This is a genomic window from Lysobacter sp. FW306-1B-D06B, from assembly GCF_038446665.1.
Classification (GTDB): domain Bacteria; phylum Pseudomonadota; class Gammaproteobacteria; order Xanthomonadales; family Xanthomonadaceae; genus Lysobacter_J.
On sequence record NZ_CP151802.1, the window covers coordinates 49,132 to 65,651 of the forward strand.

Annotated in this window: 14 protein-coding genes; 8 read left to right on the top strand and 6 right to left on the bottom strand. The window is 69.2% G+C overall.

Annotated elements, in window-relative coordinates; translation table 11 throughout:
- The first annotated feature begins 24 nt into the window (after positions 1–24).
- From leuC to AAFF32_RS00225, 4 genes are read left to right on the top strand one after another with little or no spacing between them, the layout of a single operon-like run.
- Positions 25–1,470: a 3-isopropylmalate dehydratase large subunit gene (gene leuC, locus AAFF32_RS00210; protein ID WP_216966040.1), complete on the top strand. Its 1,446-nt coding sequence runs from the start codon at positions 25–27 to the stop codon at positions 1,468–1,470.
- Entirely contained in the window at positions 1,470–2,084 is a 615-nt protein-coding gene (gene leuD, locus AAFF32_RS00215) for a 3-isopropylmalate dehydratase small subunit (protein WP_216966038.1), read from the top strand. Before leuC ends, leuD begins: the two co-directional genes overlap by 1 nt.
- Positions 2,074–3,270 carry a 3-isopropylmalate dehydrogenase gene (gene leuB, locus AAFF32_RS00220; protein ID WP_342316099.1) on the top strand — a complete coding sequence of 399 codons (1,197 nt, stop codon included), beginning with the start codon at positions 2,074–2,076 and terminating at the stop codon, positions 3,268–3,270. The genes leuD and leuB overlap by 11 nt, the downstream gene beginning before the upstream one ends.
- A 58-nt stretch (positions 3,271–3,328) precedes the next feature.
- The gene (locus tag AAFF32_RS00225; RefSeq protein ID WP_216966034.1) at positions 3,329–3,940 is read left to right on the top strand and encodes a hypothetical protein; all 612 of its coding nucleotides are present in this window, start codon (positions 3,329–3,331) and stop codon (positions 3,938–3,940) included.
- Between the two features lie 46 nt (positions 3,941–3,986).
- On the opposite strand, the gene AAFF32_RS00230 is transcribed toward AAFF32_RS00225, so the two are convergent.
- Both AAFF32_RS00230 and AAFF32_RS00235 read right to left on the bottom strand, forming a co-directional pair.
- Positions 3,987–7,151 carry an efflux RND transporter permease subunit gene (locus AAFF32_RS00230; RefSeq protein ID WP_342316100.1) on the bottom strand — a complete coding sequence of 1,055 codons (3,165 nt, stop codon included), beginning with the start codon at positions 7,149–7,151 and terminating at the stop codon, positions 3,987–3,989.
- A gap of 7 nt (positions 7,152–7,158) precedes the next feature.
- Positions 7,159–8,292 (bottom strand): efflux RND transporter periplasmic adaptor subunit, encoded by a 1,134-nt coding sequence (locus AAFF32_RS00235; RefSeq protein WP_342316101.1) that lies wholly within the window; start codon positions 8,290–8,292, stop codon positions 7,159–7,161.
- A gap of 171 nt (positions 8,293–8,463) precedes the next feature.
- Between AAFF32_RS00235 and AAFF32_RS00240 the strand changes: the two genes are divergently transcribed.
- From AAFF32_RS00240 to AAFF32_RS00250, 3 genes are all read left to right on the top strand, one after another.
- Positions 8,464–9,096, top strand: coding sequence for a TetR/AcrR family transcriptional regulator (locus AAFF32_RS00240; RefSeq protein WP_342317187.1), 633 nt, complete (start codon positions 8,464–8,466; stop codon positions 9,094–9,096).
- A 127-nt stretch (positions 9,097–9,223) separates the two neighbouring features.
- On the top strand, positions 9,224–9,880 hold the full coding sequence (locus AAFF32_RS00245; protein WP_342316102.1) for a protein-L-isoaspartate O-methyltransferase: 657 nt from the start codon (positions 9,224–9,226) through the stop codon (positions 9,878–9,880).
- Positions 9,881–9,954: 74 nt separating this feature from the next.
- Positions 9,955–11,373, top strand: a complete 1,419-nt coding sequence (locus AAFF32_RS00250; RefSeq protein WP_216966024.1) for a TolC family outer membrane protein — start codon at positions 9,955–9,957, stop codon at positions 11,371–11,373.
- An 82-nt stretch (positions 11,374–11,455) separates the two neighbouring features.
- Here AAFF32_RS00250 and waaA read toward each other — a convergent pair whose 3' ends face one another.
- Positions 11,456–12,754, bottom strand: coding sequence for a lipid IV(A) 3-deoxy-D-manno-octulosonic acid transferase (waaA, locus tag AAFF32_RS00255; RefSeq protein WP_342316103.1), 1,299 nt, complete (start codon positions 12,752–12,754; stop codon positions 11,456–11,458).
- 113 nt (positions 12,755–12,867) lie between these two features.
- Here waaA and lpxL point away from each other — a divergent pair, with 113 nt between their 5' ends.
- A complete protein-coding gene (gene lpxL, locus AAFF32_RS00260) occupies positions 12,868–13,800 on the top strand; it encodes an LpxL/LpxP family Kdo(2)-lipid IV(A) lauroyl/palmitoleoyl acyltransferase (protein ID WP_254200962.1) in 933 nt (310 codons plus the stop codon).
- A 15-nt stretch (positions 13,801–13,815) separates the two neighbouring features.
- Here the strand turns inward: lpxL and AAFF32_RS00265 are convergent, their stop codons facing one another.
- The 3 genes from AAFF32_RS00265 to AAFF32_RS00275 are packed head-to-tail and all read right to left on the bottom strand — an operon-like array spanning position 13,816 to position 16,468.
- The gene (locus AAFF32_RS00265; protein ID WP_216966020.1) at positions 13,816–15,126 is read right to left on the bottom strand and encodes an O-antigen ligase; all 1,311 of its coding nucleotides are present in this window, start codon (positions 15,124–15,126) and stop codon (positions 13,816–13,818) included.
- Positions 15,110–16,234, bottom strand: a complete 1,125-nt coding sequence (locus AAFF32_RS00270; RefSeq protein ID WP_216966018.1) for a glycosyltransferase — start codon at positions 16,232–16,234, stop codon at positions 15,110–15,112. The genes AAFF32_RS00265 and AAFF32_RS00270 overlap by 17 nt, the downstream gene beginning before the upstream one ends.
- 33 nt (positions 16,235–16,267) lie before the next feature.
- Positions 16,268–16,468, bottom strand: coding sequence for a zinc-finger domain-containing protein (locus AAFF32_RS00275; protein WP_216966016.1), 201 nt, complete (start codon positions 16,466–16,468; stop codon positions 16,268–16,270).
- Between the last annotated feature and the right edge of the window lie 52 nt (positions 16,469–16,520).

Below are 16,520 nucleotides of genomic sequence, written 5' to 3' on the forward strand. Positions count from 1 at the left end.
GGAAGACCCAAGCCAGTGGCCCACATGACCCACCCACCCCGCACCCTCTTCGACAAACTCTGGGACGCGCACATCGTCACGCCCGAGACCGACACCGCGCCCGCGATCCTGTACATCGATCTGCACCTGATCCACGAGGTCACCTCGCCGCAGGCATTCGCTGAACTCGAACTGCGCGGCCTGCCGGTGCGGCGCCCCGGCCGCACGAAAGGCACGCTGGACCATTCCACGCCGACGCTGCCGGTCGACGCGGCCGGCCAGCGTCCCTACGTCAACGCCGAAGCGCGCGCCCAGGTCGAAACGCTGCGCGGCAACTGCACGCGCTTTGGCGTGGAGTTGTTCGACTACGACAGCCCGCAGCGCGGCATCGTGCACGTGATGGGGCCGGAACTCGGCCTCACCCAGCCGGGCCAGACCATCGTCTGCGGCGACAGCCACACCGCCACGCACGGCGCGTTCGGCGCTCTGGCCTTCGGCATCGGCACCAGTGAAGTCGGCCACGTCCTGGCCACGCAGTGCCTGCTGCAACGCCGGCCGAAGACGCTGGCCATCACCATCGACGGCGAACTCGGGCCGGGCGTCGGCGCGAAGGACCTGATCCTGCACGTGATCGGCGTGATCGGCGTCAACGGCGGCACCGGCCATGTCATCGAGTACCGCGGCTCGGCCATCCGGTCGCTGTCGATGGAACAGCGCATGACGGTGTGCAACATGTCGATCGAGGCCGGCGCGCGCGCGGGCCTGATCGCACCGGATGACGTGACCTTCGATTACCTGCGCGGACGTCCCCGCGCGCCGCAGGGCAGCGCGTTCGATGAAGCCGTGGCGCGCTGGGCGCAGCTGCGCAGCGACGAGGGCGCGCGCTTCGATCGCGAAGTGACCATCGACGCGCGCGACATCCAGCCGACCGTCACCTGGGGCACGCATCCGGGCCAGGTCGCCGCGATCAGCGCCAACGTTCCGGCGAACGACGACGGCGACGAAGCCAAGGCGCGCGAGTACATGGGCTGGCAGGCCGGCGCGCCGCTGGCGGGACGCGCGGTGGACGTGGTGTTCGTCGGCAGTTGCACGAACTCGCGCCTGTCCGACCTGCGCGAAGCGGCGAACGTACTGCGCGGCCGGCGCGTGCATCCGCGCGTGCGCATGCTGGTCGTGCCCGGCTCGGAGCAGGTCAAGCGCGAGGCCGAGCGCGAAGGCATCGACCTCATTGTGCGCGAGGCCGGCGCGGAATGGCGCGAGCCTGGCTGTTCCATGTGCATCGCCATGAACGGCGACATCGTCGGTCCTGGACAGCTGGCCGTGTCCACCAGCAATCGCAATTTCGAAGGACGCCAGGGCAAGGGCGCGCGCACCGTGCTCGCCTCGCCGGCCACCGCGGCCGCCTGCGCGGTCGCCGGCGAGATCACCGATCCGCGCCCCTATCTCACCACCGCACCGGCGCCGGTCGCCGCCGAGCTGGAGACCGCGTGATGCAGCCGCTTACCGAGGTCGTCTCGCGCACGGTCGTGCTGCGCGAGCGCAACATAGACACCGACCAGATCATCCCCGCCCGCTTCCTCACCACCACCGAGCGCAAGGGGCTGGGCAAGCACGCGTTCAACGACTGGCGCCTGCTCGCCGACGGCACGCCGAACCCGGCCTTCCCGTTCAACCGCACGGACAACATCGGCGCACGCATCCTCGTCGCGGGCCGCAATTTCGGCTGCGGCTCTTCGCGCGAACACGCGCCGTGGGCGCTCACCGACCTGGGGCTGCGTGCGGTCATCAGCGCCGAGATCGCCGACATCTTCCGAAGCAACGCGCTCAAGAACGGCCTGCTTCCGATCGTGCTGGAGGAGTCCGTCGTCGATGCGCTTCTCGACCAGCCCGGCGTGGAACTGAGGATCGACGTGGCGCAGCGCAGCGTCACGCTGCCGGACGGTCGCCGCGTGCACTTCCCGCTGGACGCGTTCGCGCAGACCTGCCTGCTGGATGGCGTGGACCAGCTGGGCTATCTGCTGAAGCAGAACGACGCGATCACCCGTTTCGAAACCTCGCGCCATGAACAACAACGCCAGGACCAGGAGTTCCAACATGCAAGCTGAGATCGTCGTGCTGCCGGGCGACGGCATCGGCCCGGAAGTCACCGCCGCGGCGGTGCAGGTGCTGCGTGCCGTGGGCAAACGCTACGGCCATTCGTTCCATTTCAACGAGAAGCTCATTGGCGGTGCCGCCATCGACGCGACCGGCGAGCCGCTGCCGGCCGACACGCTGGACGCCGCGCGGCGTGCGGATGCCGTGCTGCTCGGCGCCGTCGGCGGGCCGAAGTGGTCCGACCCGGGCGCGAAGGTTCGCCCGGAACAGGGCCTACTGGCGATCCGCAAGGCGCTGGGCCTGTACGCGAACCTGCGTCCGGTGAAGCCGCACCAGGCCGCGCTCGGCGCCTCGCCGATCAAACCGCACCTGCTCACCGGCGTGGACCTGCTGGTGGTGCGCGAACTCACCGGCGGCATCTACTTCGGCCAGAAGCAGCGCGCGGCCGACCGCGCGAGCGACCTGTGCGAGTACACCGTCGCGGAGATCGAACGTACCGTGCGTCGCGCCTGCACGCTGGCGCGCACGCGACGCGGCCACGTCACCTCGGTGGACAAGGCGAACGTGCTGGAGACCTCGCGGCTGTGGCGCGAAGTCGCCACGCGCGTGGTGCGCGACGAGTTCCCCGAGATCACGCTGGAGCACCAGCTGGTCGACTCGATGGCGATGCACCTGCTCGCCAAGCCGCGCGAGTACGACGTGATCGTCACCGAGAACATGTTCGGCGACATCCTCACCGACGAGGCCTCGATGCTGGCGGGCTCGCTGGGGCTGTTGCCGTCGGCGTCCTTGGGCGAAGCAGTGCGCTCTGCGAGCACTGCTCGCAGCACTGCTGAGCACCCGGCCACGGATGGCCGGGCCGGGGCATCCGCAAGCCCATCGCGTGACGCCATGGACGGCACCTCGAGGATGATCGGCCTGTACGAGCCCATCCACGGATCGGCCCCCGACATCGCCGGACGCGGCATCGCCAATCCGTACGCGACGATCCTGAGTACGGCGATGCTGCTGCGCCATTCGCTGAATCTGGAATCGGAAGCGCGCTGCGTGGAGAAGGCGGTGGACGGCGCGCTCGCCGCAGGCGTGTTCACGGCCGACCTGGCGCCGGCCGGGCGCGGCGTGTCCACGCAAGCGGCCACGGCGGCGGTGCTGGAGCAGCTCGAATTGGAATGCCAGCCCGTGGTGATGCGCGATTGAGGGCGATACCCGGCGTCGCATTGCGCGGCGCACGGGCTTCGGGCTAGCGTGTGCGCCCATGAGCACACGTCCAGCCCTGCTGATCGCACTGTCCTGCTGCCTCGCCGCCTGCACCTCCACGCCGGAGGCTTCGTCGGACGTGGCGCCGCAGGATGCCTTCTTCCAGAGCGTGGCCGCGCTATGCGGCCAGGCTTTCGCCGGTCGCGTCGAAGTGGACCGGCCCGCAACACCCGGCGATCCCTTCGCCGGCAAGCCGCTGATCATGCACGTGCGCGAATGCAGCGGCGACACGATCCGCATCCCGTTCTATGTCGGCGGCGACCGCTCGCGCACGTGGGTGTTGACGCGCACAGCGACGGGCCTTCGGCTCAAGCACGACCATCGCCACGAAGACGGCACCGAGGACGCGTTGAGCCAGTACGGCGGCGACACCGTCGACGCGGGAACGGCGCAGCGCCAGGAATTCCCGGCGGACGCGGCGTCGAAAGCGCTGTTCGAACGCGAGAAGCGCGCGACCTCCGTCGCCAACGTCTGGGCGATGGAGGTCGAACCGCAGGATCATTTCGTCTACGAACTGGCGCGGCCGGGCCGCGAGTTCCGGGTCAGTTTCGACCTCAAGCACCCCATCCCGGCCCCGCCTCCGCCGTGGGGCGGCACGCCCAAGCACTAAAAGGAAAGGGCGCCGCAAGGCGCCCTTTCGCTGTGCCGGTCCGCGATCACGCCGCCTGCGGCGGCTTCACGCGGAACCACGCCGCGTACAGCGCCGGCAGGAACAGCAGCGTCAGGAACGTCGCCACCGTCAGTCCGCCCATGATCGCTACCGCCATCGGGCCGAAAAAGGCGCTGCGCGAAAGCGGGATCATCGCCAGGATCGCGGCGAGTGCGGTCAGCACGATGGGCCGGAAGCGGCGCACGGTCGCTTCCACGATCGCCTGCCACGGTGCCGCGCCTTCGCCGATGTCGTGCTCGATCTGGTCCACCAGGATCACCGAATTGCGCATGATCATGCCCGCCAGCGCGATCGTGCCCAGCATCGCCACGAAGCCGAACGGCACGCGGAACACCAGCAGGAACAGCGTCACGCCGATCAAGCCCAGCGGTGCGGTCAGCAGCACCATGAAGCTGCGCGAGAAGCTGCGCAGCTGCAGCATCAGCAGCGTGAACACCACGAACACGAACAGCGGCATGCCGGCGTTGATCGACTTCTGACCGCGCGCGGAATCCTCCACGCTGCCGCCGATGTCGATCGAATAGCCGTACGGCAGCTGCGCGCGCAACGCGTCCAGCGTCGGCGAGACCTGCGCGGTCACGGTGGCCGGCTGCGTGCCGTCGTAGATGTCGGCGCGCACGGTCATCGTCGGCTGGCGATCGCGATGCCAGATGATGCCTTCCTCGAAGCCGTAATCGAGCGTGGCGATCTGCGTCAGCGGCACGCTCTTGCCGCTCTCGGTCGGCACCATCAGGCTGCCGAGCATTTCCAGGCGCAGACGTTCTTCCTCCGGGCCGCGCAGGAGCATCTCGATCAGCTCGTTGCCTTCGCGGTAGGTGCTGATGTGCGAACCCGACAGCGAGCTCGACAGGAACTGCGACAGCCGCGCCGAGCTCACGCCCAGCGCGCGTGCGCGCTCCTGGTCCACGACCAGGCGCACGACCTTGTTCGGCTCGTCCCAGTCGAGGTTGACGTTCACCACGTGCGGGTTCTCGCGGATCTTCTCGCGCGCCTGGTAGGCGATGCGGCGCACCTGGTCGATGTGCTCGCCCGACACGCGGAACTGCACCGGATAGCCCACCGGTGGTCCGTTCTCCAGTCGCGTCACACGCATCTGCAGCTCGGGGAAACGCTGGAAGACATCGTCGATCAGCCACTGGCGGATCGTCTCGCGCGACTCCAGGTCCTTCGGCGTCAGCACGAACTGGGCGAAGTTCGCCGCGGGCAGCTGCTGGTCCAGCGGCAGGTAGTAACGCGGCGAACCGGTGCCGACGTAGGCGACGAAGTTCGCCAGATCCTTGCGTTCCTTGAGGATCTTCTCGAAGCGCTGCGCCTGTTCGGTGGTCGCGCGCAGCGAGCTGCCTTCGGCCAGTTCCATGTCGACCATCAGTTCAGGACGCGTGGAATCCGGGAAGAACTGCTGCGGCACGAAGCGGAACATGAAGATCGACGCGACGAATGCCGCCACGGTGATGCCGATCACCAGCCAGCGCCGGCGCACACAGAACGTCACCCATTGGCGGAAGTGCACGTAGAACTTCGTCGCGTAGGGATCGTGGGCGTGGCCGTCGATCGGCGGCTTGGGCGCGATGTAATCGTGCAGTGCCGGGAAACGGCTGGCGATGCGCTCGCGGAAAGCGTGCCAACGATGCGGAATCGAGCCGGGCTTCATCGGCTTGGCCGCATGACCGTAATCGGGCAGCAGCTTGTCGCCCAGGTACGGGATGAAGGCAACGGCCGCCACCCACGACACCAGCAGCGCGATCGTCACCACTTCGAACAGCGAACGCGTGTACTCGCCGGTGCTCGACTTCGCCGTGGCGATCGGCAGGAAGCCGGCCGCCGTGATGAGCGTGCCGGTGAGCATCGGGAACGCGGTGGAATCCCACGCAAATGCCGCGGCCTTCAGTCGGCTGAATCCCTGCTCCATCTTGATGGCCATCATCTCCACCGCGATGATCGCGTCGTCCACGAGCAGGCCCAGCGCCAGCACCAGCGCGCCCAGCGAGATCTTGTGCAGGCCCACGCCGAACAGGTCCATCACGGCGAAGGTCATCGCCAGCACCAGCGGGATCGACAGCGCGACGACAAAGCCCGTGCGCAGGCCGAGCGAGAAGAAGCTCACCAGCAGCACGATGGCGACGGCTTCGGACAGCACGCGGATGAACTCGCCGACCGATTCGGTCACGGCCGCGGGCTGGTCGGCGACCTTGCGCAGTTCCATGCCGGCCGGCAGCGTCTTCTGCAGGTTGGCGAACTCCACCTCCAGCCGCTTGCCGAGCTTGAGGATGTCGCCGCCCTCCTTCATCGCCACGCCGATGCCGATCGCGTCCTCGCCCATGAAGCGCATGCGCGGCGCCGGCGGGTCGGAGAAGCCGCGCTTCACATCGGCCACGTCGGCCAGACGGAACGTGCGGTCGCCCACGCGGATCGGGAACTCGCGGATCTCCTCGACCGACTTGAACTTGCCGCCCACGCGCAGCGCGACGCGCGTGCTGCCGGTTTCGAAGAATCCGGCCGGCACCATCGCGTTCTGTTCGTCCAGCGCCTGCTGCACGGCAGCGGCCGGAACACCGAGGGTCGCGAGCTTCACGTTCGACAGTTCGACCCAGACCTTCTCGTCCTGCACGCCGAACAGCTCGATCTTGCCCACGTCGGGCTGCTTCTGCAGTTGCAGCTGCACGCGCTCGGCGTAGTCCTTGAGCACGGCGTAGTCGAAACCCTTGCCGGTGAGCGCGTAGATGTTGCCGAAGGTGTCGCCGAACTCGTCGTTGAAGAACGGGCCGACGATGTCGCCCGGCAGCGTCGGCCGGATGTCGCCGATCTTCTTGCGCACCTGGTACCACAGCGGCTGGATGTCCTTCGAACGCAGCGAGTCCTTCGCGACGAAGATCACCTGCGATTCGCCTGCGCGCGAGTACGAGCGGATGAACTCGTACTGGCCGGTCTCCATCAGCTTCTTTTCGATGCGCTCGGTGACCTGGCGCGAGACTTCCTCGGCGGTCGCGCCCGGCCAGATCGTGCGGATCACCATCGCCTTGAAGGTGAAGGCCGGGTCCTCGCTGCGGCCCAGGCGCAGGTACGAGAACGTACCGGCGATCGCCATCACCAGCATCGCGTAGACGATCAGGCTGCGGTGGCGCAGCGCCCATTCGGAGAGGTTGAAGCGCATGCGGGCCTCAGCGCTCGGCGGCGGCGGCGACCGCGCCGGCGACCGGACGGTTGTCGCGATCGACCGGCTGCACTTTCTGCCCGTCACGCAGCAGATGGCCGCCGGCGGCGACGACCCAGTCGTTGGCGTCGATGCCGGCCTTCACCGGCACGCGGTTCTCGCCGTACACGCCGATCTGCACCGGACGCAGCCTGACCGTGGAGGTCTTCATGTCGACGACGAACACCGAAGCCTTGCCGTTCTCGCGCTGCAGGGCGGCGATCGGCACGCTCAATCCGCCGTTGCCGTTGGTGGGCAGGTAGACGCGTGCGCTCTGGCCCAGTTCGATCGCACCGGCCGGCGCATCGACGGTGACGCGCGCGGCGAAGGTGCGCGATGCGGGATCGGCGGCGGGCGATATCTCGCGGATCCGGCCGTTCCAGCGGCGGCCCGGCTGTGACCAGGCCTCGACCTGCACCGGCTGCCCCGCGCGGACGTTGGCGACCATGCCTTCCGGCAGCGCGAAGGCCACCTCGCGCACGCCATCGGCGGCCAGCGTGAACACCGATTGCCCGGCCGCGACCACCTGGCCGGCTTCGGCCTGGCGGCCGGCGATCACGCCATCGCGCGTGGCACGCAGTTGGGAATAGGCGGCCTGGTTACGCGCGACGTAGAGTTCGGCACGCGCGGCGTTGACCTGGCCCTGCGCGGCGGTGGCGGCGGCATTCTGCGCGTCGAGCGTGGACTTGCTCACCAGTTGCTCGCCGGCGAGTTTGGCGAAGCGGGCCTGGTCGGCGCGGGCACGGCCGAGTTCGGCTTCGGCGGCCGCGAGCTGCGCCTGTGCGGCGCGGGCCTGCGCCTGCAGATCGCCGGGATCGAGGGTCGCCAGCACCTGGCCGGCGCGCACGTGATCGCCGACATCGACATTGCGCTGTACGAGCTTGCCGCCGACGCGGAACGAGAGCGGGCTCTCTTCGCGGGCACGGACATCACCGGCAAACGCGGTGGCGGTGTGATCCGAGGCGACCGGATGGGTCACCAGTACGGGCCTGGGGGCTTCTTCGACAGCGCCTCCGCGCCCGCAGGCGCTGAGCAGCAAGGGAAGGAGTCCGGCCAGCGTCCATGCACTCAGGCGGAACGCAGCGGGGGAAGAACTGCGCATTGCGGGGGTCCCTGCGGTTAATTAATGTACCTGTGGGTACTGTATAAATATCAAACTCATTAGTCTAGTATTGCCAGCATGCCTGTTTCTCGCCAGCCCGCCGCGCCCCGCTCGGGCGCCGCCAGTCCGCCGAAGGCCCCCAAAGCGGCCGGCCCCGGCCGCCCGAAGGACATGGGCAAGCGCGCCGCCATCCTGGAGGCGGCGAAAAGAATGTTTACTCAGCATGGATTCGACGGCGCGAGCATGGACCAGATCGCCGCCGAAGCCGGCGTTTCCAAGCTGACCGTCTACAGCCACTTCGGCGACAAGGACGCGTTGTTCCTCGCCGCGGTGGAGTCGCACTGCGACCTGTCCCTGCCGTCCTCGCTGTTTGAACCCTCGCCCGACATGCCCCTGCGCGAACGGTTGATGGAGATCGCCCAGGCGTTCTATTCCATGGTGACCGCGCCGGAAGCCGTCGCCGGGCACCGCATGCTGTGCTCGCCGCAGATGGCCAATTCCGGCCTGCCCAAGCTGTTCTGGGAAGCCGGTCCGCTGCGCGTGCAGGGAGATTTCGCTGCGCTGCTAGAGCGACGCATCGCGGCCGGGGAGCTCGACATCCAGGACGTGCCGCGTGCGGCCGGCCAATTCTTCAGCCTGCTCAAGGGCGAACCGCATGCCTGTCTGGTGTTCGGCGGCCCCGGGCCCGGCGAGGAGGAAATCCGGGCGCACCTGGCCTCGGCAGTGGACCTGTTCCTGCGCGCCTATCAGGTCCGTGATCGCGCGCCCGAACACGCGGCGCCGGCGAGCCGGTCGCGGCGATGACATCCGTCTCGGTTACTTCTGGCACTCAGTCTGCATGGGGCGCAACGCCATCCTGTGCGCCGCGCCCGTGACGGCCGGTAGTGGCATTCCCGGTACAATTCGCGGTCTTCCGCGCGAGAAACACCCGATGAACCCCATGGATTACAACAAGGCACGCGAGTTGATGGTCGAGCAGCAGGTACGTCCCTGGGACGTGCTCGATCCGCGCGTGCTCGACGTGATGGCGACGTTGCCGCGCGAGGCCTTCCTCCCGCAGGAGCACCGCAACCTGGCCTACGCCGACCTGGCGTTGCCGGTGGGCCACGGCGAGTTCGCCATCAAGCCGGTGGTCCAGGGCCGTGCGCTGCAGGCGCTGGCGCTGGATCCCTCGGACGAAGTGCTGGTCATCGGCGATGGCAGCGGCTACCTCACCGCCTGCGCCGGCCGCCTGGCGCGCGAAGTCGTCGCGCTGGAGCGCCATGCCGATCTGGCCAAGGCCACCGTCGCCTCGCTGTCGGAGCAGGGCGTGGACAATGCCCAGGTGATCGTCGCCGACGCGCTGACCTGGACCACCGATCGCCGCTTCAGCGCGATCCTGGTCGCCGGTGCCGTCGACACGATCCCGCAGCGTTTCATCGACTGGCTCCAGCCCGACGGCCGCCTGTTCGCGGTGCGCGGCCGTTCGCCGGCGATGGAAGCGGTGCTGGTGCGCAACGATGTCAACGCTCCGCGCATCCAATCGTTGTTCGAAACCGATCTTCCCTACCTCGCCGGTGCGGCCCCCGCCCCGACGTTCAAGTTCTGACGCGATACCCCCATACGCCTGCCTGACGTACGCGGGCGGCTCCATAAGAACGCCAAAACGGATAAGGACCTCGCATGATCCGCCGCCCGCTCGTCATCGCCCTCGCTGCAGCCGTGAGCCTGTCGGCCCTGTTGCCGGCCACGGCCTCCGCCGAAGACCTCCTGCAGACCTATGAGCTGGCACGCCAGGCTGACCCGCAACTCGCGGCCGCCGAATCCAACCGCCTGGCGGTCAAGGAAGGCGCGGTGCAGACGCGTGCGGCGATGCTGCCGCAGCTCGATGGCAACGCCCAGATCACCAAGGGTCGCAGCTACAGCCGGGGCAATACTTCGATCAATGCAGACGGCTCGATCAACACCGGCGACAGCGACACGGAAAGCACCACGCGCAGCACCGGCGTGAACCTGAGCCAGATGGTCTACGACCGCGGCAACTTCACCCGCCACAAGAGTGCCAAGGCGCTGAGCCAGGCCGCGGACTTCCAGCTCGCCGCCTCGGGCAACGACCTGACCACCCGCACCTCGGCCGCGTACTTCAACGTGCTGATCGCGCTGGAATCGCTGGCCGCCGCCGAAGCCGCGGAAACCGCGCTGAAGAAGCAGTTCGACTACGCCTCCAAGCGACTGGAAGTCGGCCTGGCGCCGATCACCGACGTGCACGAAGCCCGCGCCCAGTACGACAGCGCGCGCGCCAACACGATCCTGGCCCGCAACGCCGTCGAGGACTCCTACCAGGCGCTGGCCGAAATCACCGGCCAAGAGATCCGCAACATCAAGGGTCTGCCGAAGGACTACCAGCCCGCGATGCCGGAAGCGACCGGCGTCGAGAACTGGGTGACGACCGCGATCGAGAACAATCCCGCGCTGCGTGCCAAGGACCTGCAGGTGCAGTCCACCGAGGCCGACGTCGAAACCGCCCGCGCCGGCCATTGGCCGCGCCTGTACCTCAACGGTTCGTATGGCGACAGCGAGACCTGGGGCGAGCGCACCGTGCTCGACACCACGCGCGATATCGACGGCCGCAACTTCGGTCCGTCGGTCGGCCTGACCCTGTCGGTGCCGATCTTCTCCGGTGGCGCCGTGCAGTCCGGCGTGCGCCAGGCGCTGGCCCGCCGCGATGTCGCACAGGACGAGCTGGAGCAGCAGAAGCGCGCCCTGGTCCGCAACACGCGCAACGCCTACCAGACGCTGGTGGCGAGCATCAGCGAAGTCGAGGCTCGACGCCTCGCGCTGGTGTCCGCACAGGCCGCGTACGACGCCTCGCAGGTCGGCCTGGAAGTCGGTACGCGCACCGTGCTGGACGTCCTGCAGAACCAGAACAACCTCTTCGCCGCGCAGCTCAATTTCGCCCGCGCGCGCTACAACCACCTGCAGAGCCGCCTGCTGCTGGAGCAGGCCGCCGGCACGCTCGACATCGCCGACGTGCAGGACGTGAATCGCCTGCTCACCGTCGACACCGAAGCGCAGCTGCGCCCGGGCGACGTGCCGGGCTGATCTCGCCGGGCCAACACGGCACCGACGCCGCGACGAAACACAGAAAACCGCCGGCCCACCGGCGGTTTTCTGTTTCAGGGGATCAGGCCGGCGGCGGCGGCAGCAGCGGCTGCAACAGTTGAAGCGTGCGCGCCAGCGCGCCCCGTCCGGTTTCCACCAGCGCGCGGCCGGCGGTGGTCATGCGCTCACGCAACTGCGGATCGCCGAGCAACTCCGCCAGCGCCTGTTCGACACGCTCCGCGTCGGGCACCACGCGTAATGCGCCCGCGTCTTCCAGACGCTGGGCGATCTCGACGAAGTTATGCAGGTGCGGGCCGGTGACGATCGCGGTGCCGGTCGCCGCCGGTTCGAGCAGGTTATGTCCGCCGATCGCCTGCAGACTGCCGCCGACGAACGCCACGTCGGCGCAGGCGTAGAAACTCATCAGTTCGCCCAGCGTGTCGATGACGAACACCGCGTCGTCCGCTTGCGGCCACTGCTGGCGCGAGCGCGTGGACACCGACCAGCCCGATGCACGCGCGGCGTCGGCGACGGTGCGGAAACGTTCCGGATGGCGTGGCGCCCACAGCATCAGCAGGTCGGGAAACTTCGCGCGCAACTGACGGTGGATGGCGATGACCGCCGGCTCTTCGTCCTCGTGCGTGCTCGCCGCGATCCACACCGGGCGCGAACCGCAGTGCGTGCGGCATCGCGCGGCGAAACCGGCCAGGTCTTCGGGCACGGCGACGTCGAACTTGAGGTTGCCGACCTCGAGCACCTGCTCCGGCCGCGCGCCCAGGCGCACGAAGCGCTCGCCGTCCGCGCGCGACTGCGCGGCGACGGTGCGCACGGTGCGTAGCGCGCGCGCCACCAGCGGCGCGAGCACGCGGTAGCCGCGCAGCGAGCGCTCCGACAACCGCGCATTGAGGATCACCGCGGGAATGCCCGCATCACGGCAGCCGAACAACAGGCTCGGCCACAGTTCGGTTTCCATGATCAGCGCGGCGTGGGGGCGGTAGTGCGCGAGGAAGCGTCCGACCGCGCCGGGCAGGTCGTACGGCAGGTAGACGTGTTCGACCGCATCGCCCCACAGCGCCTGCACGCGTTCGGAGCCGGTGGGGGTGATGGTGGTGACGAGCAGGCGCAGCTCCGGCCGCGCACGGCGCAACGCGTTGACCAGCGGCACGGCGGCGTTGACCTCGCCCACCGACACCGCGTGCACCCACAGCGTGCGCATCGCCGGCGTGTCGCCGTAGAAGGCATAGCGCTCCTGCCAGCGCAGGAAATACGCCGGTTGGCGAAGGCCACGCCAGATCAGGTGATAGACCGTGATGGGTGCCAACAGATAGAGGGCGACCGAATACAGGCCGCGCAGCAGGCGCTCGATGGTGTCCGTCGGCATCGGCACTAGGATAGCGAAGCCCGTGACGAGCGGGCGAAGAGATCGCGCGATGCGCACGACCGATGCCGGCCTTGCGTCTACTGCGCGCGGGCGTCGGCCCGTAGAATCGCGTCATGCCCAAGGCAGTCGAGTCCCCCACCACGCCACCTTCGCCACCGTTCGGCCCGCGCCACTGGCCGATGTGGTTCGCGCTGGGCGTGATGTGCGTGGGCGCAAGCCTCCCCTGGCCGGTGCAACGCGGGCTTGGCCGGATGATCGGCGCGGTCGCGTTGCGCGTGGCCGGTGCTCGACGTCGCGCGGCGCAGATCAACCTGGCGCTGTGCTTTCCCGAAATGACACCGGGCGAACGCGAACGGCTCCTGCGCGAAAGCTTCCGCGACCTGGGCATCGGCTTCTTCGAATTCGCCCGCGCATGGTGGGGTTCGGTCGAGCCGATGCGGCGCACGGTGCGCATCGAGGGCCTGGAGCAACTCGATGCGATCCGCGCGGAGGGCCGCGGCGTGCTGATGGTCTCGGGCCACTTCATGACGCTGGAGATCTGCGGCCGCCTGATGTGCGACCACCTGCCGCTCACCGGCATGTACCGCCGCCACCGCAGCCCGGTGATGGAATGGGCGGTCAAGCGCGGCCGCCTGCGCTATGCCAAGGCGATGTTCACCAACGACGAGATCCGCCCGGCCATCCGCCACCTCAAGCAAGGCGGCTTCCTGTGGTATGCGCCGGACCAGGACATGCGCGGCAAGGACACGGTGTTCGCGCCGTTCTTCGGCGTGCCGGCGGCGACGATCACCGCCACGCACCAGTTCTCGCGCCTGAGCGGCTGCGCCGTGGTGCCGTTCTTCCATCGCCGCGAAGGTGCGCACTACGTGCTGCGCGTGGGCGCCCCGCTGGCGGAGTTCCCGTCCAGCGACGCGGCCGTGGACAGCGCGCGCGTCAACGCGGCGATCGAGGCGATGGTGCGCGAAGCGCCGACGCAGTACCTGTGGATCCACCGCCGCTTCAAGCGCCGGCCGCCGGGAATGAGCTCGCCCTACGCCAAGCCCTGAGGCGTCAGGAAGCCCTCATTCCCGCGCGAGCAGGCTGCCCGCGTACAGCGCCGCAAGCAGCAGCGTCAGCCCGCCCCAGAACGTCGAATAGAACGCCAGGTGCGTGTTGAACGGGAAGATGGTGACCACCAGTGCCCACATCGCCGGCCGCGCGCGCTCGCGCGCCGTTTCGTCGGCGAAACGCCATGCACGCCAGGCCAGCGCAACGCCGGCCAGCCACATCAGCATGCCGAACGCGCCCGTCTCGCTGAGGATTTCCAGCACGATCTGGTGCGCATGCAGCGCCGGGCCCACGCCCCAGATGGCGCGCTCGCCCGGCTCCGGATCGCAGGCCGGGAAGGCCTCGCGGAAGCCGCGCGCGCCGACGCCGTTGAACGGGTGCTCGCGCACCATGCAGCCGGCGGCGCTCCAGATGCGCGCGCGTCCCGACAGCGCGCTGTCCACGCCCTCCACGTCCGCGGTGAGCGCGTGCGCGGTGCGCGTGAAGCGATCGCGCACCTGCGGCACGCTGATGCTCAGCGTGCCCACCGCGATCGCACCGATGGCGAACACGCCGATCAGCTTCTTCCACCCCACCAGGCGCCAGCCCGACAGCACCAGCGCGACGGCATAGGTGATCCATGAAGCGCGCGAACCGGCCAGCACCAGCACCACGCCCACCGCCGCCGCGGCCAGCAGCCAACCGACCGTGCCCAGACGCCGTCCGCCGGCGAACAAGAGGAAGGGCGACAGGCTGGCCAGCACCTGCCCGAGCTTCAGGTTGCACGGCCCCAGCACACCGCTGAGGCGGTCGGCGCCGGCGACTTCCTGCGGCGTGCACATGCCGTGGCCGCTGATGGCGCGCTTGATGGCGTCGATCCCGGAGAACAGCGGGCTCGATCCGCTCACCGCCTGTGCCAGCGCATCGAGCGTCCAGATGCCGACGATGATCGCCAGGCCGCCGAAGGTGATGCGCCGGCCGCGCGGATCGGCCACCGCCGAGGCGACCAGCCACAGGAAGGGCAGGTAGCGCAGATCGACCAGCGCTTCGCGCAGCGCGCGTGCCGGATCGATGGCGTCGATGGCGGAGACCAGTTCCGGCGTCCAGTACGCGAAGAACAGCACGCTGGTCAGCGCCCAGGCCGGATTGCTCAGCAACTGCGCGCCGCCGCGGAAACGCGACAGCGCCAGGTGCACGATCGCCGCCAGCGCGCCGAGCACGAGCACACCTTCGGCATAGCCCGGCGCCGGCCACAGCGCGACGTAGGCCAGGATCCACGCCGGCGCCCAGCGCCAGCCGCGCACGCGCCGACCGGCCGGCGGCGTGGCGTCAGCGGCGGGGTTCATCGACGAGCTCGGCGTAGACGGCAAGCGTGGCCTCCTGCATGTCGCGCAAGGAATGCGGAATCGTAGCCGGCGTGGCGACGGGATGCGTAAGAAGTTCGTAGCCGCCACGGTGCAGCGCGTCGATGTCGAACGGCGCCACCGCGCCTGCCGGTTGCCATTGCGCGAGCAGTTCGCCCACACCGCCATGCGCCCAGCCCAGCACCGGACGACCGACCGACCACGCCTCCAGCACCGTACGGCCGAACGCCTCGGGCTTGCGCGAGAGCTGCAACACCAGGTCGCTGGCGGCGTAGGCGCGTGCGATGGCGTCGGTCGGTGCGGTGAAGGCCACCGCGTCGGCGACGTGGAAGGTGTCGGCCTCGCGCTCGAGCTCGGCGATGTAGGCCTCGCGTCCCGGCTCGCGCGCACCGGGCAGCCACAGCCGCGCATCGAGCCCGTCCGCGCGCAGCCGCGCCAGCAGCACGAGTGCATCGGCGTGCCCCTTCAGGCGCGTGCCGCGGCCGGGCAGGAGCAGCAGCGGTCCGTCGCCGCCCAGCGCGGGATGCAGGCCCGCGGCCCAGGCGCGCGCATCGCGATCGGGCATCGGCGCGCGCGGAAAGGTGCGCGGATCGATGCCGCGCGGGATCACGCGCAAGATCGAAGGATCGGTCGCAGGGTACTGGCGCAGCACGTACTCACGCACGGTCTGCGACACGCAGATCACGCGCTCGCCGTGGGTCATCACCGCGCTGTAGCGCGACGGCGAGTTGAGCCCATGCACCGTCGTGACCCAGCGCGGCCGCGTCGCCTTGGGCAGGCTGCGCAGCGCCAACTCACCGACCCACGCCGGCAGGCGCGAGCGCGCATGCACGATGTCCACGCCTTCGCGCACGAACAATGCGCGCAGCGCGAGCGCATGGCGGAAGGTCAGCGGAGATTTGCGTCCCAGATCGAGGGCCACGTGCTCCGCGCCCAGGTCGACCAGGCGCGGCACCAGCCTTCCGGCCCTGGAGACGACGATCGCGCGATGGCCGGCCTCGACCAGCGCCTGGGCGATCTCAAGCGTCGAACGTTCGACGCCGCCCGAGTGCAGGGCCGGCAGCAGCTGGACAACGGTCAGCCGGCGCATGCGTCGTCGCGAGTTGCGTCGGCAGGCGCGGGATCAGTCTTGCAGGACGAAGTGCGAGCCGCAGTACGGGCACTGCACTTCCCCGCCATCGGCCTCGATCGGCAGGTACACGCGCGGATGCGAGTTCCACAGCGCCATCGACGGCAGCGGGCAGCTCAGCGGAAGGTCGGCGCGGTGCACGACGTAGCGCTGCTCGGCGTTGGCCTGGGTCGGGTGGGCGTTGGCTGCGGTCATGGGACGAAGGCTGTGGCGACGCGGGGCCGCAAGTTTACCAGTCCCGGCGCGA